Source organism: Streptomyces sp. NPDC093109, from assembly GCF_040701725.1.
Taxonomy (GTDB): Bacteria; Actinomycetota; Actinomycetes; order Streptomycetales; family Streptomycetaceae; genus Streptomyces.
The window spans coordinates 1-20,164 of the sequence record NZ_JBFBEZ010000075.1 but is presented as its reverse complement, the minus strand read 5'-3'; the positions used below and the strand labels follow the sequence as shown (position 1 = coordinate 20,164).

At 73.1% G+C, this 20,164-nt stretch carries 19 protein-coding genes; 10 read left to right on the top strand and 9 right to left on the bottom strand.

From position 1 onward, the window contains the following. Positions 1-154: 154 nt before the first annotated feature. On the top strand, positions 155-1,000 hold the full coding sequence (locus AB0389_RS36870; protein WP_366399952.1) for a fused MFS/spermidine synthase: 846 nt from the start codon (positions 155-157) through the stop codon (positions 998-1,000). A 9-nt stretch (positions 1,001-1,009) separates the two neighbouring features. Here the strand turns inward: AB0389_RS36870 and AB0389_RS36865 are convergent, their stop codons facing one another. After that, on the bottom strand, positions 1,010-2,140 hold the full coding sequence (locus tag AB0389_RS36865) for a hypothetical protein (protein ID WP_366399951.1): 1,131 nt from the start codon (positions 2,138-2,140) through the stop codon (positions 1,010-1,012). A gap of 93 nt (positions 2,141-2,233) precedes the next feature. Between AB0389_RS36865 and AB0389_RS36860 the strand changes: the two genes are divergently transcribed. Together AB0389_RS36860 and AB0389_RS36855 are read left to right on the top strand one after the other, a co-directional pair. Further along, complete coding sequence (locus AB0389_RS36860; RefSeq protein WP_366399950.1) at positions 2,234-2,686, top strand: DUF4442 domain-containing protein; 453 nt, start codon at positions 2,234-2,236, stop codon at positions 2,684-2,686. An 83-nt stretch (positions 2,687-2,769) separates the two neighbouring features. Continuing rightward, positions 2,770-3,495 (top strand): DedA family protein, encoded by a 726-nt coding sequence (locus AB0389_RS36855; RefSeq protein WP_366399953.1) that lies wholly within the window; start codon positions 2,770-2,772, stop codon positions 3,493-3,495. Positions 3,496-3,511: 16 nt separating this feature from the next. Here the strand turns inward: AB0389_RS36855 and AB0389_RS36850 are convergent, their stop codons facing one another. The 5 genes from AB0389_RS36850 to AB0389_RS36830 all read right to left on the bottom strand — a co-directional run bounded on the left by AB0389_RS36850 (position 3,512) and on the right by AB0389_RS36830 (position 8,016). Further along, positions 3,512-4,795, bottom strand: a complete 1,284-nt coding sequence (locus tag AB0389_RS36850) for a cytochrome P450 (protein WP_366399949.1) — start codon at positions 4,793-4,795, stop codon at positions 3,512-3,514. Next, entirely contained in the window at positions 4,792-5,409 is a 618-nt protein-coding gene (locus tag AB0389_RS36845) for an ATP/GTP-binding protein (protein ID WP_114658080.1), read from the bottom strand. The genes AB0389_RS36850 and AB0389_RS36845 overlap by 4 nt, the downstream gene beginning before the upstream one ends. Next, positions 5,390-5,749, bottom strand: coding sequence for a DUF742 domain-containing protein (locus AB0389_RS36840; RefSeq protein WP_366399948.1), 360 nt, complete (start codon positions 5,747-5,749; stop codon positions 5,390-5,392). The genes AB0389_RS36845 and AB0389_RS36840 overlap by 20 nt, the downstream gene beginning before the upstream one ends. Next, positions 5,746-6,165, bottom strand: coding sequence for a roadblock/LC7 domain-containing protein (locus tag AB0389_RS36835; RefSeq protein WP_114658078.1), 420 nt, complete (start codon positions 6,163-6,165; stop codon positions 5,746-5,748). The genes AB0389_RS36840 and AB0389_RS36835 overlap by 4 nt, the downstream gene beginning before the upstream one ends. Before the next feature lie 132 nt (positions 6,166-6,297). After that, the gene (locus tag AB0389_RS36830; RefSeq protein ID WP_366399947.1) at positions 6,298-8,016 is read right to left on the bottom strand and encodes an ATP-binding protein; all 1,719 of its coding nucleotides are present in this window, start codon (positions 8,014-8,016) and stop codon (positions 6,298-6,300) included. Positions 8,017-8,322: 306 nt separating this feature from the next. Here AB0389_RS36830 and AB0389_RS36825 point away from each other — a divergent pair, with 306 nt between their 5' ends. The 3 genes from AB0389_RS36825 (at position 8,323) to AB0389_RS36815 (ending at position 10,348) form a co-directional block, all read left to right on the top strand. Continuing rightward, entirely contained in the window at positions 8,323-9,069 is a 747-nt protein-coding gene (locus AB0389_RS36825) for an acyltransferase (RefSeq protein WP_366399946.1), read from the top strand. A gap of 107 nt (positions 9,070-9,176) precedes the next feature. Further along, positions 9,177-9,749, top strand: a complete 573-nt coding sequence (locus AB0389_RS36820) for an XRE family transcriptional regulator (RefSeq protein ID WP_366399945.1) — start codon at positions 9,177-9,179, stop codon at positions 9,747-9,749. A 44-nt stretch (positions 9,750-9,793) separates the two neighbouring features. After that, the gene (locus AB0389_RS36815; RefSeq protein ID WP_366399944.1) at positions 9,794-10,348 is read left to right on the top strand and encodes a YbaK/EbsC family protein; all 555 of its coding nucleotides are present in this window, start codon (positions 9,794-9,796) and stop codon (positions 10,346-10,348) included. Between the two features lie 13 nt (positions 10,349-10,361). Here the strand turns inward: AB0389_RS36815 and AB0389_RS36810 are convergent, their stop codons facing one another. Then, the gene (locus AB0389_RS36810; protein WP_366399943.1) at positions 10,362-10,784 is read right to left on the bottom strand and encodes a CoA-binding protein; all 423 of its coding nucleotides are present in this window, start codon (positions 10,782-10,784) and stop codon (positions 10,362-10,364) included. Between the two features lie 74 nt (positions 10,785-10,858). On the opposite strand from AB0389_RS36810, the gene AB0389_RS36805 reads away from it, so the two are divergent. The 3 genes from AB0389_RS36805 to AB0389_RS36795 all read left to right on the top strand — a co-directional run bounded on the left by AB0389_RS36805 (position 10,859) and on the right by AB0389_RS36795 (position 15,756). Next, positions 10,859-11,479, top strand: coding sequence for a YigZ family protein (locus AB0389_RS36805; protein WP_366399942.1), 621 nt, complete (start codon positions 10,859-10,861; stop codon positions 11,477-11,479). 123 nt (positions 11,480-11,602) lie between these two features. Then, entirely contained in the window at positions 11,603-12,766 is a 1,164-nt protein-coding gene (locus tag AB0389_RS36800; RefSeq protein WP_366399941.1) for an exonuclease SbcCD subunit D, read from the top strand. Beyond that, positions 12,763-15,756 carry an SMC family ATPase gene (locus tag AB0389_RS36795; protein ID WP_366399940.1) on the top strand — a complete coding sequence of 998 codons (2,994 nt, stop codon included), beginning with the start codon at positions 12,763-12,765 and terminating at the stop codon, positions 15,754-15,756. Before AB0389_RS36800 ends, AB0389_RS36795 begins: the two co-directional genes overlap by 4 nt. Before the next feature lie 3 nt (positions 15,757-15,759). Here AB0389_RS36795 and AB0389_RS36790 read toward each other — a convergent pair whose 3' ends face one another. Next, entirely contained in the window at positions 15,760-16,818 is a 1,059-nt protein-coding gene (locus tag AB0389_RS36790; protein ID WP_366399939.1) for a DUF3533 domain-containing protein, read from the bottom strand. Positions 16,819-16,898: 80 nt separating this feature from the next. Between AB0389_RS36790 and AB0389_RS36785 the strand changes: the two genes are divergently transcribed. After that, on the top strand, positions 16,899-17,579 hold the full coding sequence (locus AB0389_RS36785; RefSeq protein WP_366399938.1) for a TetR/AcrR family transcriptional regulator: 681 nt from the start codon (positions 16,899-16,901) through the stop codon (positions 17,577-17,579). A 707-nt stretch (positions 17,580-18,286) separates the two neighbouring features. On the opposite strand, the gene AB0389_RS36780 is transcribed toward AB0389_RS36785, so the two are convergent. Further along, a complete protein-coding gene (locus tag AB0389_RS36780) occupies positions 18,287-19,978 on the bottom strand; it encodes a DUF885 domain-containing protein (protein ID WP_366399937.1) in 1,692 nt (563 codons plus the stop codon). Positions 19,979-20,164: the final 186 nt, after the last annotated feature.

The following is a 20,164-nucleotide window of genomic DNA, read 5'->3' as shown; positions in this document are numbered from 1 at the left end:
TGGGGGGCGGGTGGGGCCGGCGCGGCGCGGGGGGGGGGGTGACGGGGGGGGGCCGGGCGGGCCGGGGCGGGGGGGGGCGGGGCGCCGCCGGGGGCCCCCCCCCCCCCCCCCGCGGCCCCCCCCCCCACCGCCGTACGGGGCGCACAATGGAGCGGTGAACGAGCCGATCCCCGTCATCCGCGCCGTGGACAGCGGCACCGCGAAGCTGCTGCCCGATGTGGACCGGGAGCGGGCCTGGCTGCTGACGGTCGACGGGGCGCCGCAGTCGTACGTCGACCTGGACGAACCGGCGCATCTGGAGTTCGAGTACGTGCGGCGGCTGGCGCATGTCGTCGACCTCGCCGCCGAGCCGGGCGAGCCGCTCACCGTGCTTCATCTCGGCGGCGGGGGCTGCACACTGCCCCGGTACACCGCCGTGACCCGGCCGGGATCGGCGCAGGACGTGGTGGAGGCCGACGCGGCGCTGCGGGCGCTGGTGGCGGAGCGGCTGCCGATACCGGAGGCGGCCGGGATCGCCGTGCACACGGCGGACGCCCGGCGGTGGCTGGAGGCCGCGCCCGACCGGTCCGTGGACGTGCTGATCGGGGACGTCTTCGGGGGCTCCAGAGTCCCGGCGCACCTCACCTCCGTCGAGTACGCCCGCCAGGCCGCCCGGGTGCTGCGCCCCGGCGGGGTCTACGCGGCCAATCTCGCCGACGGGGCGCCCTTCGCCTTTCTCCGCTCCCAACTGGCCACCTTCGCGGCGGTCTTCGGGGAGCTGGCGCTCGTCGCGGAGCCGGGCGTGCTGCGCGGCCGGCGCTTCGGCAACGCCGTGCTGATCGCCTCGCACACCCCGCTCGACACCGCGGCCCTGGCCCGGCGCACCGCCGCCGACGCCTTCCCGGCGCGGGTCGAACACGGCGCCGCGCTCGGGCGGTTCACCGGGGACGCGGCGCCCGTACGGGACAGCGGAGCGGTGCCGTCGCCCCGGCCGCCCGACGGCGCCTTCGGCATCGGCTGACGGAGCCGGTCAGGAGGTGCCCTGGGACTCGCCCGTCAGCCGTACGGTGCTCAGGATCTTCTTGATCGTCGCGTCCGGCAGTTCGTCGGGCACGTTCATGCTGCTGTGCAGGATCCAGGTCGAGTAGTCCCCGTTGGCGTTGGCGAAGGAGAAGGCGAACGCCTTGCCGTCCGAGTCGCACTTCGTCTTCTTGGTGATCCCGGTCGCGGTGGCCTCGGAGAGGCTGCCCTTCAGCCCGGACGTGGTCGTGTAGTCCGTGGCGGCGTTGACCTTGATCTTCTCTTTGAGCGCGGTCTTGGGCTCGTGCTGCGCGTACGGCGCCCACGCCCAGTTGCCGGACTCGTTGGTGGCGGCCTCGGCGGTGGTCTTGGCGCCGCGGGCGCCCTTCGTGCCCGCGCCGGCGAGGCTGGTGTACTCCAGCTTGCCGTCCTTGTCGGTGTCCTGGGAGCACCACTTGGACTTGAAGTCGGCGGGTGCGGAGAAGGACACGACGGGCGAGCCGTCGCCCTTGGCCACGTCCTCGAAGCCGGCGATGGTGCCCGGCGAGCTGACCTCCCACTCCGGCGGTACGTCGAACTGGGTGCCGTGCTTGGGGTTGGTGACCACCTTCCAGCCCGCGATCTGCGGCTTGGCGGCGGTCGAGCCGTCCCGGGGGTTCGCCACGGACGCCGAGTCGCTCGGCTCCTCGGACCCGGAGGCGGACCCGGAGGCCGTGGTGCCGTTGGCCTTGTCGTCCGTACCGTCGTCCTTGTTCACCACGAAGTACGCGGTGCCCGCGGCGGCGGTCACCACCACGGCGGCGGCGATGACGGCGACGAGCGTCGTCTTCTTTTTTCCGCCGTCCTTTCCGGGTACGGGCCCGCCGGGCGGGGCAGGTACCGCGTACTGCGGCGCGGTCGGCTGCTGGTACGGGTTGGGCTGCGCGTATCCCTGCTGCGGCGGGTACCCGGGCTGGGCCTCGGGCTGCTGCGGGTACCCCTGCGGCGGCGGATAGCCCGGCTGCTGCTGGTAACCCGGCTGCTGCTGGTAGCCGGGCTGCTGGTACGGATTCGGCTGCTGGTACCCCGGCTGCTGGTACGGGTTCGGATTCTGGTCCTGCGGGTTCTGCTCGCCCCCGGGCGGCTGCTGTCCTGGCCACATGGCCCGTAACGATAGAGGGGACGCCCCTCGGCTGTGACGCTGCCCTGTCAGGGGATGGTGAAAATATCCTACTCACGGGTAACATGGCGGCCCATGAGCACCCAACAGCAGACCCTCGGTGAGCAGCTCACCGACAGCGTTCCCATGGTCAAAACCCTCGGCCTGGAGTTCTTGGAGATCACCGCCGAACGCGCCGTGCTCCGCCTCCCGGACCGGCCCGACTTCCACAACCATGTCGGCGGACCGCACGCCGGCGCGATGTTCACCCTCGCCGAGTCCGCCAGCGGCGCCATCGTGCTCGCCGCCTTCGGCGATCAGTTCGGCCGGGCCGTGCCGCTCGCCGTCCGGGCGGAGATCGGCTACACGAAACTGGCGATGGGCCCGCTCACGGCCACCGCCACCCTGAGCCACCCCGCCGCCGAGGTCGTGGCCGAGCTGGACGGCGGGGTCCGCCCCGAATTCCCCGTCGCCGTCGTCCTCACCCGCGCGGACGGCGCGGTCACCGGCGAGATGACCGTCGTCTGGACCCTGCGCCCGCATTCCTGATCGCGCCGATCCAGCGGGTAGGCTGCCCGGACATGTGCCCGTGAGTGACATGTCCGGGCAGGATCATGACGGAAGGAACCGCGTTGCACGTCGAGGAGTGGCTCGAGACCATCCCCGCGGTCAGTGTCTATCTCCTGGTGGGGGTGGTCATCGGGCTGGAGAGCCTCGGTATCCCGCTGCCGGGTGAGATCGTCCTCGTCAGTTCGGCGCTGCTCGCCTCCCAGCAGGGCCACATCGATCCGTACATCCTCGGCGCCTGCGCCACGGCCGGCGCGATCATCGGTGACTCGATCGGCTACGCCATCGGCCGCAAGGGCGGCAGGCCGCTGCTCGCGTGGGCGGGCGCGAAGTTCCCCAAGCACTTCGGCGAGTCCCAAGTGGCGCTGGCGGAGCGGTCGTTCGAGAAGTGGGGCATGTGGGCCGTCTTCTTCGGCCGGTTCATCGCGCTGCTGCGGATCTTCGCCGGGCCGCTCGCCGGTGTCCTGCGCATGCCGTACTGGAAGTTCCTGATCGCCAACGTGCTCGGCGGCATTGTCTGGGCCGGTGGCACCACCGCCGTCATCTACACGCTGGGCGTGGTGGCCGAGGCATGGCTGAAGCGCTTCTCCTGGCTCGGACTGCTGCTCGCCGTACTGCTCGGTGTCGCCTCGATGCTCATCGTGAAGAACCGCGCCAAGAAGGCCGGGGAGCAGGCGGAGAGCGAGAAGAAGGCGGAAGGCGAGAAGAAGACGGAGAGCGGGGAGACGGCGACGGCGGCGGATCAGGCTCAGGCCGAACCCGTCTCCGCCGCCGCCACCCCCGCCGACTGAGGAGCCCGTCCGCGGGTCACTGCACGACGGGCGTGAACATCACCGGCAGCGAGGTCAGCCCCCGCATCAGGATGGACGGGCGCCACGTCAGCTCGTACGGCTCCACCGCCAGCACCACGTCGGGCAGCCGCTCAAGCAGCGTCTCCACCGCCGTACGGGCGATGACGTCCGCGAGCAGCGGACCGGGGTACGGACAGCGGTGCTCCCCGTTGCCGAACGACAGATGCGCGGAGTTCTCCGCGCCGATGTGCCCCTCCGGCCAGATCTGCGGATCGGTGTTGGCCGCCGCCAGCCCCAGCACCAGACAGTCGCCCGCCCTGATGTGCTGGCCGCCGAGCCGGGTGTCGCGCACCGCCCAGCGGCCGATGTAGTTCTGCATCGGCGTGTCCAGCCAGAGCACCTCGTTGAGCGCCTGCCCCACGCTGAGCCGGCCGCCGGACACATTGAGCGCGAACCGGTCGTCGGTCAGCAGCAGCCGCAGGGTGTTGCAGATCCAGTTCGTGGTCGGCTGCTGCGCGGCGGCGATAAGGGTGATCAGGTCCTGGACGGTCTCCTCGTCCGTCAGCCCGGCCGGATGAGCCAGTATCCGCGACGCGAGGTCCGGGCCGGGAGCGTTCCGCTTGTCCTTCACCAGCCGCTCGATCCGCTCCTGCGCCCGCAGATACGCGGCGACCGGGTCGTCGCTCTCGGCCGCGTCCAGCGAGATCCGCAGGTCCCGTACGAGGTCCTCGGTGTCCTGGCTGTCGGGCGACATCCCGCAGAGCTGGACCACGGCGCGCATCGGCAGCGCGTGCGCGTACGTGTCCATCAGCTCGGCCCGGCCGCTGCCGGCGAAGGTGTCGATGAGCCCCTCGGCCAGCTCCCGGCAGAGCTGCGCCAGCTCGAACTGGTCGACCGTCTCCAGCGCCTCGGTGATCACCCCGGCCCGCCGCTGGTGCTCCGCGCCCTCCGCGAACAGCACGGAGGGCTGATGCGCCAGGAACGGCTTCATCGGCCAGTCCTCGGGGATGGTCTCCCACTGGTTCCAGCGCCGCGAGTCCCGGGCGAACAGCTCGTCGTGGCTGGTGACATACGTGACCTCGGTGTAGCCGAGCACCAGCCAGGCAGGGATGCCCCCGTCCAGGACGACGGGGGCGATCGAGCCGTGCTCCGCCCGCAGCGCCCGGTACAGCTGGGTGGGGGTCTGCTGGTGGTCGAGACCGCTCAGCAGCGGCGCCCGCGTGTGCGCCGGACATCCCGGGGGAGGGGATGGCTGCCCGGCGGCGGGGGCGGATCCTTCGGGTTCTTCGGGGTCGGTCATGGTGTCAGCTCCCTGGCCACGGCCAGTTCGTAGAGGTGGTCCACGAGGGTGATCAGCACGTTCTTGCCCGACGCGCGCACCCGCGCGTCGCAGTCGATCAGCGGTACGTGCGCGGGCAGCGAGAGCGCCTGCCGGATCTCCGCCAGCGAGAAGGCCGAGACGTCGTCGTCGAACCGGTTGACCGCGACCACGAAGGGCGTCCGGTGGTGTTCGAGCCGGTCGACCGCGTACCACGACTCGCTCATCCGCCGGGTGTCGACCAGGACGACCGCGCCCAGCGTCCCCGAGAAGAGCCGGTTCCACAGGAACCAGAACCGCTCCTGCCCGGGCGCCCCGAAGAGATAGAGCACCATCCGGTCGTTGAGGCTGATCCGGCCGAAGTCGAAGGCCACCGTGGTGGTGGTCTTGGTGGTCAGCCCGGCCGTCTCGTCGACGCCGATACCGGCCTGGGTCATCACCTCTTCGGTGTTGAGCGGCCTGATCTCGCTGACCGAACGGACGAGGGTGGTCTTGCCGACCCCGAACCCGCCCACGATGACGATCTTCAGACCGGTCTCCGCGGCGGCGGGCAGCGGGGTACGGCGGGCGGGGAGTTCAGAGGTTGCGGAGTCCATGGAGCACCTCCTTCAGGAGAGCGGAATCGGGCATGTCGGCGACGGAGCGCGCGGCGCGCGGATGCCGGGCGGTGATCCGGCCCGTCGCGAGCAGGTCGCCGAGGAGGATCCGGACGACCGTCACCGGCAGGTTCAGCTCCGCGGAGATCTCGACGACCGCGGTGGGGTGACGGCACATCTCAAGGATCCGGACATGCTCCGACTGCATCCCCGGCGCCGGTTCGCACTCGCCGACGATCAGGGTGACGAGGTCGAACGAGGTGTCGTCGACCCGGCTGCGGCCGGCGGTGACGGTGTACAGCCGATCGGGATCCCCGGTGTCGACGGGCCGCCGGGTCATGACGGAGAACTCTCCGGGACCGCGTTGCGCGGCGCGGCCCGCAGATGTTCACCGATCTGCTCGATCAGCTCGGTCATCTGATGCCCCACCACCCCGGGGTCCGCGCCGTCCTCGGCGACGACGGCGAGATGCGCGCCGATACCGGCCTCGACGATGAAGAGCAGCCCGCCGTGGAATTCGGTCATCGAGTGCCGTACTCCGCCGCTGCCGTTGCCGAACTCGACCGAGGCGCCCTGCGCGAGCGCCTGGATGCCCGAGCAGATGGCCGCCAGCTGATCGGCCTGGTCGAGGGTGAGATGGCGGCTCCAGCAGAGCTTGAGCCCGTCACGGGAGAGGACCAGCGCGTGCCGGGTGCCGGGGGTGCGTTCCAGCAGGCTCTCCAGGAGCCAGGTCAGGCTGTTGTCAGTGGTCTGCATGGTGGGTGGGGCGGGTGGCCCCGGGTAACCAGGTCACCTGCCCTTTTCTCCAATCTGACGTTCTCGGTGAGTGGGGGCGTCCCGCCGTGGCGGGGGCGCCTGCGCCGGTCATGACGGCATCCCGGACAGCGGTCATGACGGCGTCCCGGACGGCCCGTCGGAGGACCGGCGCGCCCTGCTCCGGTGGAAGGCGCCGAACTGCGAGCCCGCGTCGCGGCCGGCCCCCGTACCGTCGTCCTCCGACCGGGTGCCGGGCAGCGGCCGGTCCCGGTCGGCCGCCGCCATGGTCCGGCCCGGCGGGCGTACCGGCAGGCCGTTGGGGGTGGCCACCCGCGGACCGGCGCCCGGCGCGGCAGGGACGGGCGGTCCCCAGTCGGCCACCGGGACCGGAGGTGCCTCGGGTGCCGGGGCGCGGTACGCGGCGGGAGAGACCCGCGGTACGGGCGGTGAGGGCATCGTCGTCTCCGGGTCCGGTCGCCGCAGGGACTGCTCCGGAGGCATGCCGCGCTGCTGGGCGAGGAGCGGGGGCGGGACGAGCACCACGACGCCCGTCCCCCCGCGTGACGAGGGCCGGTAGTTGACGCTGATGTGGTACTTGGCGGCCAGCCGGCCGACCACGGCGAGACCGAGCCGGGTGCTCCGCAGATACGCCAGGTCGGTGACGCGGCCCGACACGGACTCCTCGGCCCGGCGCATCGCGGCGGTGGCCATCTTGAGGCCGCTGTCCTCGATGGTCACCACGATGCCCGCGGTGCGCTCCTCCACATACACATGGACCTCGTCGATCGGCGGCGAGAAGTTCGCCGCGTTGTCCATGAGTTCGGCCAGCAGGTGCATCACGGGTTCCGCGGCGAACCCGGCGATGGCCGCCGTGCTGGAGCAGTGCAGCCGGACCCGCTGGTACGCGGCGATCCGGCCCACGGCGCCGCGCAGGATGGACTCCATCCGGATCGGCTTGTTCCAGGACCGGCTGGGCCGGCCGCCCATCAGCAGCGCGAGCCGGTCGGTGAGCAGCCCGAGCTGGGAGGTGTTGTGGTCGAGCCGCAGGAGGTCGCCGAAGACCTCCTCGCCGTGCCGGTCCTGCATCTCCCGCAGATCGGCCAGCATGCTGACGGCCTTCGCCTGCACCCGGCTGAGCGCCTTGGCGCTGGCCATCTGCGCGGCGATCGCCCGTCGCTCGCTGAGCGCGAAGTCCCTGACCACCGTGTCCACCAGCACCCGCAGCCGGGGATCCGCGGGCGGATCGACGGTCGCGAGCACGGTGTCGGCGGAGCCGCCGGAGCGCAGCCCGTCGAGTGCGGCGGGGAGCGTCCTGGTGGTCAGCGCGTCCAGGTCGTCGGCGGCCTTCTTCAGCTGCTCCACGGCCGCTTCCCGCGACTCCTCCGCCCGCACCGCGCGCGTCTCGGAGAGGGCCACCTCGGCGGCGAAGACCTCCAGGACCCGGCGGAGCCGGTCGTCGGACGGCGAGGGGGCCGCGGCCAGCGCCTCCTGGTCGCTCGCGCCGTCCCTGAGCCGCTTGACCACCGCGGGCAGCGTGACGTTGAGCAGCTGTGCGGAGTCCGCGCCGACCTGGGTCAGCAGCGTCCGCGCGGTCCTGCTCTCGCTCTCCCGTACGGCCGCGCCGCGCCGGCCGCGCCGCAGCAGCAGCGCGGTGGTGACGACGGTGACCACCAGGACGGCCCAGGCGACGGCGGCGGTGGCGGCGACCCAGGTGCGCGTCGCCACCGGCGCGACCACCGTCACCGCGGCCCCGGCGGCGCCCGCCACGACCAGCAGCGTCAGGGGGAGGGTGAGTGACAACGGCCGTGCTTCGCGTATACGGCGCGGTCGGGGGGCGACAGGCACTGACATTCCGCGGTCCCTCGTACTTGAGTGCGGTGGGGGAGTCTCGACTGCGGGGTGCGCGACCGACCCGGCGGGCCGACCGCACCTCATGAGGCGCTCATGCTGCCACGCGAGAACGCGCCGGAAGCCTCCTGACGGCCGGAGCCCACACAACGGGGGATTTCGCCCCGAAGTAACCCACCGGCGCCCGGTGACGTGGTAAGCAGAGGGCGCCTTCGGCCGCCGGTCATACGAGCTGATTCCGGACCCGTGGGGTGAACGTCACAGCACGTGGGCGCGGCTGTCGGGGGCCCCGCCGACTACGGTGTGCGCGTGCCGAAGAAGCCGAACAGCAACGCGTTCACCTCGCTGACCGCATGGCGGCGCTCGCTCGCCTCACGCGCCGTCCAGCGCGGCTGGCGCTGGGTCCAGGAGACGGGCGCGGTCAGCGCCGAGCGGCCCGGCCGGCTGCGCTTCCGGCGGATCGGCCCCGGCACCCGGCTCGCCTTCCCGCAGGGCACCGTCTTCGGCGAACCGTGGATCGAGCTGGGCGACCACTGCGTCATCGGCGAACAGGTCACCCTCACCGCCGGCATGATGCCCGGCCTCGACCTCGGCCCCGACAAGGTCCTGACCCTGGGCGACGGCGTGGTCCTCGGCCGCGGCAGCCATGTCATCGCCGATACGACGGTGACCATAGGCCCTGACACGTACTGCGGCCCCTACGTCTACATCACGTCGACCAATCACAGTTACGACGATCCGAAAACCCCCGTCGGCAAGCAGTGGCCCCGAGCGGAACCGGTGGAGATAGGCCCCGGCTGCTGGCTCGGCACCGGCGCGGTGATCCTCCCCGGCGCCCGGCTCGGCCGGAACGTCGTGGTCGCCGCCGGATCCGTCGTCCGGGGAACCGTCCCCGACCACGCCGTGGTGGCCGGCGCGCCCGCCAGGATCGTCCGCAGCTGGGAGGGGGAGCGGGGCTGGCAGCCGCCGCTGCGCACCCCCGCGCCGGTGCCGATCCCGGAGGGGGTCACCCCCGAACAGCTGCTCGCCCTGGGGGAGTTGCGCCCCGACGCCTGACAGGCCGACGCGCGGCGGCGGTCCTCGCAGTACAGTGCGCTGAACGGCCGGGTGCACCATGTCGTAGTCCGCCGGAATGTGTTGAACCTCGCGAACATGGACGGAATGTGTCGGACCTCGACCAGCTCACCCAGTCACTCGCCCGCAATCTGAAGCGCTGGCGCGGTGAACGGGGCTTCACGCTCGACGCCCTCGCCACCCGCGCGGGGGTCAGCCGCGGCATGATCATCCAGATCGAGCAGGCCCGCACCAACCCCAGCGTCGGCACCACCGTCAAACTCGCCGACGCGCTCGGCGTCTCCCTCGCCACCCTCCTCGACTTCGAGCAGGGCCCCCAGGTCAGGGTCGTCCCCGAGTCCGAGGCCGTACGGCTGTGGTCCACCGAGGCGGGCAGCCGCGCCATGATGCTCATCGGCACCGACGCCAGGGGCCCGGTCGAGCTGTGGTCCTGGACGCTGGCGCCGGGCGACGCCTTCACCTCCGACCCCCACCCGCCCGGCACGACCGAACTGCTCCGGGTCACCGCCGGCGAGCTGACGCTCGTCGTCGACGGCACACCCCACGCCGTGCCCGCCGGAGCCTCCGCCACCTTCGAGGCGAACGTCCCGCACAGCTACCGCAACGACGGCACGGAACCGACCGAGATGATCATGTCCGTCGCCATCCCGCCCGCCCGCTGAGAACGACTGGCGGACGCCGCGCGTACGGCTGTTACGGTGACGCCATGCGCGCGCCCATCGGAGACTTCGACCACGCCCGACCCGCACCGGAGTGCCTCGACCTGCTGACCGCGCCCGTCGCCGACGCCGTACGCGACTGGCGCGGTGACGTCCCCGCCGACCAGCTGATCTTCGTCGACACCGACCCGGAGCTGGCCGACACCGCCGTCTTCGCCGCGCACTACGGCCCCCGGCTGCTCGACCAGTCCGCCAACTGTGTCGTCGTCGCGGGCAAGCGCGGCGGCGAGACCACCCTGGCGGCGTGCGTCGTGCTCTCGGCCACCCGGGTCGACGTCAACGGAACCGTCCGCAAGCAGCTCGGCGCCCGCAAGGCGTCGTTCGCGCCCATGGACACCGCCGTCGGCGAGACCGGCATGGAGTACGGCGGTATCACCCCGATCGGGCTGCCCGCCGCTTGGCCGCTGTTCGTCGACTCCGCCGTCCTCGACACCGAATGGGTCCTGCTCGGCAGCGGTCGCCGCCGCGGCAAGCTCATCGTCCCCGGCAAGGCACTCGCCGGGCTGCCGGGCGCGGTCGTACTGGAGGGCCTGGGCGTCTGAGCGGCGCCCCCGCTCAGCTCCCCAGCCGCGGGATTTCGATGGCCGGGCAGCGATCCATCACCATGGCCACACCGGCGGCGCGCGTCCGCTCGTACGCCTGCGCGTCGACCACCCCGAGCTGGAACCAGACGGCCCGCGCGCCGATCCCCACCGCCTCGTCCGCGACCGCCCCGGCCAGCGCGCTGTTCACGAACACGTCCACCACGTCCACCGGGAACGGGATCTCCGCGAGCGAGGCGTAACCGCGCTCGCCGTGCACCGTCTCCGCCTTCGGATGCACCGGCACCACCCGCTTCCCGAACCGCTGGAGCACGGCGGCGACACCGTACGCCGCCCGCGCCGGATTGGTGGACAGCCCCACCACGGCCCAGGTGTCCCCGGTCCCGGTCAGGATCGAACGGACCGTCTCGTCGTCCGCGTACGTCTCTGTGCCCATGTCGGGGCAACGGCCCGGGGGCCCGCGCCATTCCCGCGGCCGGACCCGGGCCGGGGCCCGCATAGGGTGGCCGGATGCAGGAGCAGTACCGCACCGTCGCCCACGCCGGCACCCACGAGACCGAGATCAACCGGTCCCGCTTCCTGTGCGCGCTCGCCCCCGTCGCCACGGAGACCGAGGCCCAGGAGTTCATCGCCCGCGTCCGCGCGGAGCACCCGGCCGCCACCCACAACTGCTACGCCTACGTCCTGGGCGCCGACGCCTCCGTCCAGAAGGCCAACGACGACGGCGAACCCGGCGGCACCGCGGGCCTCCCGATGCTCCAGATGCTGCTGCGCCGCGAGGTGCGCTACACGGCCGCCGTCGTCAGCCGCTACTACGGCGGGATCAAACTCGGCGCGGGCGGTCTGATCCGGGCGTACGGCGGAGCGGTCGGCGAAGCCCTCGACACCGTCGGCACCCTCACCCGCCGCCGCTTCCGCCTCGCCACGATCACCGTCGACCACGCCCGCGCGGGCCGCCTGGAGAACGACCTGCGCGCGACGGGCCGGGAGGTGCGCGAGGTGCGCTACGGCGAGCACGTGACGATCGCCATCGGCCTGCCGGACGCGGAGGTGACGGCGTTCGGGGCGTGGCTGGCGGACGGGACGGCGGGAACGGCGACGCTGGTGCTGGGCGGCGAGGTGTTCGTGTGACGGGCGGTTGTCCCCGACCCGACCCGACCGGCCCCTTCCCGAACCGGTACCACCCACGACCACCGCCCCCGACCGGGAGGTGGAACCGCGATACCTTGGGGGCTTCGGATACTGGGGGAACTCGTGAGGATTCTGCATACGTCGGACTGGCATCTCGGGCGGTCGTTCCACCGGGTCGGCCTGCTCGACGCGCAGGCCGCCTTCCTCGACCACCTCGTCGCCACCGTCCGCACGCACGACGTCGACGTCGTGGTCGTCGCGGGTGACGTGTACGACCGGGCCGTGCCGTCGCTCAGCGCGGTGGAGTTGTTCGACCGGACGCTGCACCGGCTCGCCGACGCGGGGGTGCCGGCCGTGATGATCTCCGGGAACCATGACTCGGCCCGCAGGCTCGGGGTCGGCGCCGGGCTCATGGGCCGCGCGGGGGTTCATCTGCGGACGGATCCGGCGGGGTGCGGCGAGCCCGTGGTGCTGGCGGACCGGCACGGGGACGTGGCGTTCTACGGGCTGCCGTATCTGGAACCGGCGCTGGTACGCGAGGAGTTCGGCGTGGAGGCGGGGCACGAAGCCGTGCTTGGCGCGGCGATGGAGCGGGTACGGGCCGACCTCGCCGGGCGCCCGGCAGGGACGCGGTCGGTGGTGCTCGCGCACGCGTTCGTCGTGGGGGGCGTGGCGAGCGAGAGCGAGCGGGACATCACGGTCGGGGGCGTGGCGTCCGTACCGGCGGGAGTGTTCGACGGAGCCGACTACGTCGCGCTGGGGCATCTGCACGGCGCGCAGACGATCACGGAGCGGGTCCGGTACTCGGGGTCGCCGCTCGCGTACTCGTTCTCGGAGGCGACGCACCGCAAGACGGTGTGGCTGGTGGAGCTGGGGCAGGACGGCACGGTCGGCGCCGAGCGGATCGACTGCCCGGTGCCGCGCGCGCTGGCGCGGATCCGGGGGAGGCTGGACGATCTGCTGGCGGATCCGGGGCTGGCGCGGCACGAGGAGTCGTGGGTGGAGGCGACGCTCACGGACGCGGCCAGGCCGTACGAGCCGATGGCGCGGCTGACGGAGCGGTTCCCGCACACACTGAGCCTGGTCTTCGACCCCGAGCGCGGGGAGGACGACCCGCTCGCCTCGTACGCCCAGCGGCTGGCGGGCCGTACCGACCAGCAGATCGCGGAGGACTTCGTGGCGCACGTACGGGGCGGGACGGGCCCGGACGGGCCGGAGCGGGCGGTGCTGCGGGGCGTCCTCGACGAGGTACGGGTCGACGCGTCGGTGCGCGAGGTGACTCCGTGAGGCTGCACCGGCTGACCCTGACGGCCTTCGGGCCCTTCGCGGCGACACAGGAGGTGGACTTCGACGCGCTGTCCGCCGCCGGGCTCTTCCTGCTGCACGGTCCGACGGGCGCGGGCAAGACCTCGGTGCTCGACGCGGTGTGCTACGCGCTGTACGGCGCGGTGCCGGGCGCCCGGGAGAGCCCCGGCGTTGTGCTGCGCAGCGACTACGCGGAGGCCGGGACCGCGACCGAGGTGACGCTCGAACTGACCGTCGCCGGAAGGCGGTTGGAGTTCACGCGGCGGCCCGCGCAGTCGCGCCCCAAGAAGCGGGGCACCGGGCTCACCACGGAGAAGGCGCGGAGCGAGCTGCGGGAGTACGACGCGGAGGCCGGCGGCTGGCGCGGGGTGAGCCGGTCCCACCAGGAGATCGGCGAGGAGGTCGCCCAGCTGCTGGGGATGAACCAGGAGCAGTTCTGCCAGGTGGTGCTCCTGCCGCAGGGCGAGTTCGCGCGGTTCCTGCGGGCCGGCGCGGAGGCGCGCGGCAAGCTGCTCGGCAGGCTCTTCGACACGCGGAGGTTCGCGGCGGTCGAGGAGCGCCTCGCCGAGCTGCGCCGCGCGGCCGAGCAGCGGGTACGGGCCGGGGACGAGCGGCTGCTCGGGGTCGCGCAGCGCATCGCGCAGGCGGCGGGCGGCGGTCTCGCGCCGCCGGAGGGACGGCCGGGCGAGGCGGGGCTGGCCGCCGCCGTGCTGGAGTGGGCGGCGCTGGCGCGCTCCGAGGCCCAGGAGCGGTACGACATCGCGGAGTTGGGCCTGACGTCGGCGGAGGCCAGGCAGCTGGCCGCGCGGCAGGCGCTGGAATCCGCGCGTGAACTGGCCGACGCACAGCAGCGGTTCGCGGAGACACTGCGGCGGGAGGAGGCGCTCGAAGAGCGCCGGCCCGCGTACGAGGAGGCCGAGGCCCTGCTGAAGCGCGCCCACCGGGCGGAGCTGGTGGCCCCGGCGCTCGCCCTGCGCGACGACGCGGAGCGCGCCCACCGGGCGGCGGAGGGGGCGCGCGAACGCGCCCGGAACCTCCTTCCGGCGGGCTTCGCGGAGGCCGGCGCGGAGCAACTGGCCGTGCTGGAGCGGTCGATGAGCCAGGAGCTGGGCGCCCTCGACGCGGCGCGGCGCACGGAGGAGCGTGACGAGGAGATCGGCCGGGAGCTGACCGCGCTGGACCGGCAGGCCAGGGTCGACGAGGAGAGCCTTACGGAGTCGGCGGAGTGGCTGGCCGGCTGGGACTCCCAACGGGCGCGTCTCCAGCACCGTCTGACGGAGGCTCAGGAAGCGGTGGTCACGTCCGGGCGCCTTGCCGAGCAGCTCGGACCCGTCCGTGGGCAGCTCGAAGCGGCCCGTCGCCGTGATGCCCTCGAAGCCGCTCTGGCGGGGGCGTGGGAGCGGCTGAACGGCGCCGAAGTCCGGGTCAACGAGGCCCGGGAGAGCTGGCTCGACCTGCGGGAACGGCGGCTGCGGGGCATGGCGGCCGAGCTGGCGGCCCGGCTCGCCGACGGTGCCCCCTGCGAGGTCTGCGGCTCCGCGGAGCACCCCGCGCCCGCCCGGGCCGCCGAAGGGCAGGTGGACCCGGCCGCGGAGGACGCGGCGCTCACCGCGTACGGCACGGCCGAGGAAGCACGGAACGCGGCGCGGAACGCGCACACGGCCGTACAGGAGGAGCACGCGACGGCCGGCGCCCGGGCAGGTACGGAGACGGCCGCCGAACTCGCCTCGCTCGCCACGGGGTTGGAGCACCAGTACACGGAGGCCCGACGCCTCGCCGCCGGGACGCACGCGGTCCGGGAGGCCCTCGCGCAGGCCGAGCGCGAGCACACGAACCGGCTCGAAGCGCAGCGCGAGGTGCGGGACCGGATGGCCGCCCGTACCTCGACGCGTGAGGCGCTCGAAGCCGAACAGGCAAGGAACCGGGGGGAGTTGGACCGCGCCCGAGGAACCGCAGCCAGCGTCGCCGAGCGCGCCGGGCAACTCGCCGAGCGGATCGGCCTGCTCGCCGGTGCCGCCGAGTCCGTACGCGCCGTCGAGAACACCGCGCTCGCGCTGAAGGAGGCCGACGGCCGGCTCGCGAACGCCGCGTTCCGGGCCGGGTTCGACACACCCCTGGCCGCCGCCGAGGCCCTCCTCCCCGACCGCGACCGGAGCGCCGCACAGCACCTGATCGACGTATGGCAGGGGGAGGCCCACGCGCTCGCCGAGCGGCGCCGGGAACCGGCGACCCTGGCCGCCGCCGCGCTTCCGCCCGCCGACACCGAGAAAGCGCAGCAGGCCCACGACACCGCCGAGCGCGCCCTGCGCGCCGCCTCGTCCGCCGTCGCCGCCGCGCGGGAGCGCCGTACCCAACTGGCCGGACTCTCGCGGCAGGCCGCGGCCGAGGTGCGCGGGCTCGGGCCGGTGCGCGCCGAGTACGACCGGGTGGCCCGGCTGGCCGGGCTCACCGCCGGCACCTCCAGCGACAACGCGCGCCGGATGCGCCTGGAGTCGTATGTGCTGGCGGCCCGCCTCGAACAGGTCGCGGCAGCGGCCTCCGTACGGCTCCGGCGCATGTCCTCCGGCCGCTACACGCTGGTCCACTCCGACGCGCGGGCCGGTGGCCGCGGCCGGTCGGGGCTGGGGCTCCAGGTGGTCGACGCGTGGACCGGCCGGGACCGGGACACCGCGACACTCTCCGGCGGCGAGACGTTCTTCGCGTCGCTCGCCCTCGCGCTCGGCCTGGCCGATGTGGTCACGGACGAGGCGGGGGGCGTCCGGCTGGACACGCTCTTCATCGACGAGGGGTTCGGCAGCCTGGACGAACAGGCGCTGGACGAGGTCCTCGACGTACTGGACTCGCTGCGGGAGCGCGACCGCAGCGTCGGCATCGTCAGCCACGTCGCCGATCTGCGCCGCCGGATCCCGGCCCGCCTGGAGATCGTCAAGGACCGGCGGGGCTCGGTGGTCCGGCAGCGCGCGACGGGCTGACGCTCAGACCGCCGCGGCCCGCCGGCGCGCGCGGAGCACGGGGACGAGCACGGACAGCAGCGCGCCCATGACGGCGTACGCGGTGATCACGAGCAGCGGGCCGGTGATGCCGTGGGCACCGAAGTAGACGATGTGGCGCACGGCGTCCGTGCCCGCGCCGTTCGGCAGCGCACCGGAGAGCGCCCGCCAGAACGGCGGAAGCAGGGACGGCTGGTACGCGCCGCCCGCCGACGGATTGCCGAGGACGACGAAGACCAGCACCGTGATCCCGATCCCGATGACCCCGAAGAGCGCCTGGAACGCCATGGTGACCGTCGCCGCCGAGACGACCAGCAGCGCGCCGATGCCCCACAGCGCCAGGAAGTGCCCGGTCAGCGCCCCGAGCACCTGGTCGGCGATGAGCGCCCCGCCCAGCCCTGAGGCGATCGCGTACGGCACGATCGCGCCGAGCCGGAAGACCGCGCGCCGGGCGGTGAGCGGCCGGCTGCCGGAGGCGACGCTGAGCAGGGCCGCGACGAGATAGCCGCCGACGATCCAGCCGATGACGAGGTAGAAGCCGCTGAGTCCGCGGCCGTCACCGGACTGGAGCGGAACGATGTCCTCCGCGGTGACGGTGCGCCCCCGCGTCGCGTCGGCCCGGGTGATCACCGTCGTGACGGCGTCGGCCTCGGCCTTGCCGCCGCCGGACGCCACCAGCAGCGTGTCCTCGGTGCCGCGCGCGTCGACGAGGAGCGCCGCCGAGGTCTCGCCCGTACGCAGCATGTTCTCGGCGGCGGCCCGGGAGGAGACGGCCTCGGCCGTGACCGGTCCGCCGTCGATGCCGTTCAGCGCGGTGACCGTCTCCGCCGAGACCTGCGCGGGGGCGACGACGGCGACCGGGATGCCCTGCGGCTTCGGCGCATGGAAGGCGCCGATGTACGACAGGATGAAGCCGAGTTGGAGCAGAAGGACGCCAACGATGAGCAGTATCGTGCGGAACTGGACGGCGTCCCGCAACTCGCCCCAGAAGCCCTGCGGCTCGGGTCCGGATGAGGCGGGCAGCGGTTCGTCTGGCGTGCTCATGGCGTAGTCCTTCGGTGGGGGAATCATCGAATACGATTATGTATCCGATTCAAAAATGAATCGCAAGTTGGAGTGCGACGATGCCTGCTGCCCCGAACCCGTCCGAAGCCCCCGGAAAGCCGCCCCGCGTCACCAAACGCCGGGCCGAGACCCGCGCGCAGCTGCTCGCCGCGGCGGCGGAGGTGTTCGCGCAGAAAGGGCTCGGCCGGGCCTCGATCGACGACGTGTGCGCACAGGCCGGGTACACGCGCGGGGCCTTCTACTCCAACTTCAAGACCCTCGACGAACTGATCCTCGCGCTCCACGCGGCCCGCGCCACCGAGCTGATCGGCGTGGTGGAGGCCGCCGCGAACGCGGCCGTAGCCGAGCTGAAAGCCACCGCCGACCCGGCCGCCGAGGGCCCCGCCGGGGCGGCGCAGCTGATCGAGGGCGTGACCCGCGTGGTCGCCACGCTCGCCGTCAACCGCGACGCGCACCTTCTCCAGCTGGAGTTCACCGCCCACGCGATCCGCCACCCGGAAGCCGCCGCCGCGTTCGTCACCCACCGGCGCACACTCCGCGAGGCGCTGATCCCGGTCGTCCGCGCGGCGATGCGCAACCTCGGCCACGACCCGGCGGACGCGCAACTGGAGCGCGTCACCCGCGCGATGGTCGCCGTACGGGAGGGGATGACCAGCCAGGAACTCCTGGAACCGGACGACCCGGAACTGCCGCGGCTGCACGAGGCGACGATGGCAGCGGTGTTCGCTGCGCTTGGCTAGGGGGTCTTGGGCTGGGCCCGGTGCGGGTGCTGGCCGGGGGCCGGGGTCCGTCTTGGGCTCGGCCCGGTTCGCACGTGCGGGTTGTTGCCGGGTGCCCCTCCGGGGGCACGTGCCCGGACTGCACGGGCCGCCTCCCGGCGAGGGGCCGTGGTCTCGGGCGTCTTGGGCTCGGCCCGGCGCACACCTGCGGGTTGTCGCCGGGTGCCCCTCCGGGGGCACATGCCCGGACTGCACGATTTACGCCGCGTGGCGGGCCGGACCATACCCGCGGGTCTCGTTCAGCGGCACAAATCGCGCTTTACGTCCGGACACATACCCCCTGCGGTGCCCCCTTCACCGCCCGCACAGACCGTCCGGGCTCGGCCCGGGATGTTTGCGCGCCGGCCGATTGCCGACCGGAGGGGGCCGGGGTCGCAGGAGGTGACGTCCCCGGATGTAGAGCGTGATTTGTGCCGCTGTACGCGCCCGCAGTCGGCCGACGGAGCCGCACGCGGCGTAAATCATGCATCCGGGGATGCGCCTCCGGAGTGCCCCGGTCCCCGGCACAGGGCCGTACCGGCCGTACCCGCAACGCACCGTCAAAGACCACGGTCCCTCGCCGGGAGGCGATTCCGCCCCGGTCCCCGGCACAGGGCCGCACCGGCCGCACCCCGCACCGCACCGTCAAAGACCACGGCCCCTCGCCGGGAGGCGACCCCGTCGGGAGGCTAGAGACGTGACAGTTCGTCCACCAGGTCGTCCAGCCCCAGCGACCCCTGCGACAGCGCCGCCATGTGCCACGCCTTCGCGTCGAAGGCGTCGCCATGCGCCTTGCGGGCGTTCTCACGGCCGAGGAGCCACGCGCGTTCGCCCAGCTTGTAGCCGATCGCCTGGCCCGGCATCGACAGGTAGCGGGTGAGTTCGCTCTCGACGAAGTCCGCCGGGCGTCCGCTGTGGTTGCCGAAGAACTCCTGGGCCAGCTCGGGGGTCCAGCGCTCGCCCGGGTGGAAGGGGGACTCCGCCGGGATGTCCAGTTGCAGATGCATCCCGATGTCCACGATCACCCGGCAGGCACGCATCATCTGCGCGTCCAGGTAGCCGATCCGGCGCTCCGCGTCCGGCAGGAAGCCCAGTTCGTCCATGAGGCGCTCCGCGTAGAGCGCCCAGCCCTCCGCGTTGGCGCTGACCTGGCCGACCGACGCCTGGTAGCGGGAGAGCTGGTCGGCGACGTGGGTCCACTGGGCGATCTGGAGGTGGTGTCCTGGCACGCCCTCGTGGTACCAGGTCGAGACCAGGTCGTAGACCGGGAAGCGGGTCTCGCCCATGGTCGGCAGCCAGGTGCGGCCGGGGCGGGAGAAGTCCTCGGAGGGGCCCGTGTAGTAGGGGGCGGCGGCGCCGCCGGGCGGGGCGATGCGGGATTCCACCGTCCGTACGCGGGGGGCGAGTTCGAAGTGGGTGCCGTCGAGCGCTTCGATCGCCTCGTCCATGAGGCTCTGGAGCCACTCCCTGACTTCCTCTACGCCCTCGATGTGCTTGCCGTGCACGTCGAGATGGGCGAGCGCCTCCCAGGGGCCGGCGCCCGGCAGGATCTTCTCGGCCTCGGTGCGCATTTCGGCGAGCAGCCGGTGGTACTCGGACCAGCCGTACGCGTACGCCTCGTCGAGGTCGAGGTCCGTGCCGTTGAAGAAGCGTGCCCAGCGGGCGTAGCGCTCCCGGCCGACGGTGTCGGGCGCGTCCTCGACGGCCGGGGCGTATACGTCGCGCATCCAGTCGCGCAGCTCCGCGACGGCCGCGGTGGCGGCGCCGGCCGCGGAGTCCAGTTCGGCGCGGAGCGACGCGGGGCCGTCCGAGGCGAACTCCTCGAACCAGCCGCGGACTCCGTGGCCGTCGCCCGCCCACTCGGTGAGCTGTTCGACGAACGTCGCGGTGGGCCGCGGGCCGCCGGGCAGTTTGCGCTCCAGTCCGAGGGCGAGCGAGGCGCGGTATCCGGCCAATGCGGCGGGCACGGCGCGCAGCCGGTCCGCGAGGGCCGCCCAGTCCTCCTCGGTGTCGGCCGGCGTCACGGTGAACACCTCGCGGACATGGTGCGCGGGCGAGTGCAGATTGCTGACGACGCGCAGTCCTTCCTCGGCGTCGTGGACGGCGAGTTCGGCGGTCAGGCGCTCGCGCAGCAGTCGGCCGCAGCGCCGCTCGGCCTCGCTGTCCGCGCCCGGCAGGGTCTCCGCCTCGTCGAGCCGTGCGAGGGTGGCGCGGCCGAGGTCGGCGAGGGCCTGCTGCCCGGCGGGGGAGAAGTCGGGGAGGCGGCGGGAGGATTCCGCCACCCCGAGATAGGTGCCGGTGATGGGGTCGAGTTCGATGAGTGCGTCGACGTACGCGTCGGCGACCTGGCGGGGCAGTGCGCTGCCGTTGGTGTCTGACATACGGCCATCTTCCCCAAGGGAAGTCCCTCGTCACACGGGTTTGCCGGGCCGTATTCCCGGCATTGGCCGAATCCGGTCGGTCCTGGTCGGTCCTAGGGCCTGTGTGGGGTTGTGATCTGGATCAGGGAGCGGGGCGTGGTGCGTGCGATCGCAAGGCGCCGAGAGGCCCTCGTAGCGGAGCTACTA

What these genes read in the sequence shown, in the direction of transcription:
- AB0389_RS36865 (WP_366399951.1), bottom strand. Translation starts at nt 2,140, where the DNA reads ATGTGGCCAGGACAGCAGCCGCCCGGGGGCGAGCAGAACCCGCAGGAC.
- AB0389_RS36860 (WP_366399950.1), top strand. Translation starts at nt 2,234, where the DNA reads ATGAGCACCCAACAGCAGACCCTCGGTGAGCAGCTCACCGACAGCGTT.
- AB0389_RS36850 (WP_366399949.1), bottom strand. Translation starts at nt 4,795, where the DNA reads ATGACCGACCCCGAAGAACCCGAAGGATCCGCCCCCGCCGCCGGGCAG.
- AB0389_RS36845 (WP_114658080.1), bottom strand. Translation starts at nt 5,409, where the DNA reads ATGGACTCCGCAACCTCTGAACTCCCCGCCCGCCGTACCCCGCTGCCC.
- AB0389_RS36840 (WP_366399948.1), bottom strand. Translation starts at nt 5,749, where the DNA reads ATGACCCGGCGGCCCGTCGACACCGGGGATCCCGATCGGCTGTACACC.
- AB0389_RS36835 (WP_114658078.1), bottom strand. Translation starts at nt 6,165, where the DNA reads ATGCAGACCACTGACAACAGCCTGACCTGGCTCCTGGAGAGCCTGCTG.
- AB0389_RS36830 (WP_366399947.1), bottom strand. Translation starts at nt 8,016, where the DNA reads ATGTCAGTGCCTGTCGCCCCCCGACCGCGCCGTATACGCGAAGCACGG.
- AB0389_RS36815 (WP_366399944.1), top strand. Translation starts at nt 9,794, where the DNA reads ATGCGCGCGCCCATCGGAGACTTCGACCACGCCCGACCCGCACCGGAG.
- AB0389_RS36810 (WP_366399943.1), bottom strand. Translation starts at nt 10,784, where the DNA reads ATGGGCACAGAGACGTACGCGGACGACGAGACGGTCCGTTCGATCCTG.
- AB0389_RS36805 (WP_366399942.1), top strand. Translation starts at nt 10,859, where the DNA reads ATGCAGGAGCAGTACCGCACCGTCGCCCACGCCGGCACCCACGAGACC.
- AB0389_RS36790 (WP_366399939.1), bottom strand. Translation starts at nt 16,818, where the DNA reads ATGAGCACGCCAGACGAACCGCTGCCCGCCTCATCCGGACCCGAGCCG.
- AB0389_RS36785 (WP_366399938.1), top strand. Translation starts at nt 16,899, where the DNA reads ATGCCTGCTGCCCCGAACCCGTCCGAAGCCCCCGGAAAGCCGCCCCGC.
- AB0389_RS36780 (WP_366399937.1), bottom strand. Translation starts at nt 19,978, where the DNA reads ATGTCAGACACCAACGGCAGCGCACTGCCCCGCCAGGTCGCCGACGCG.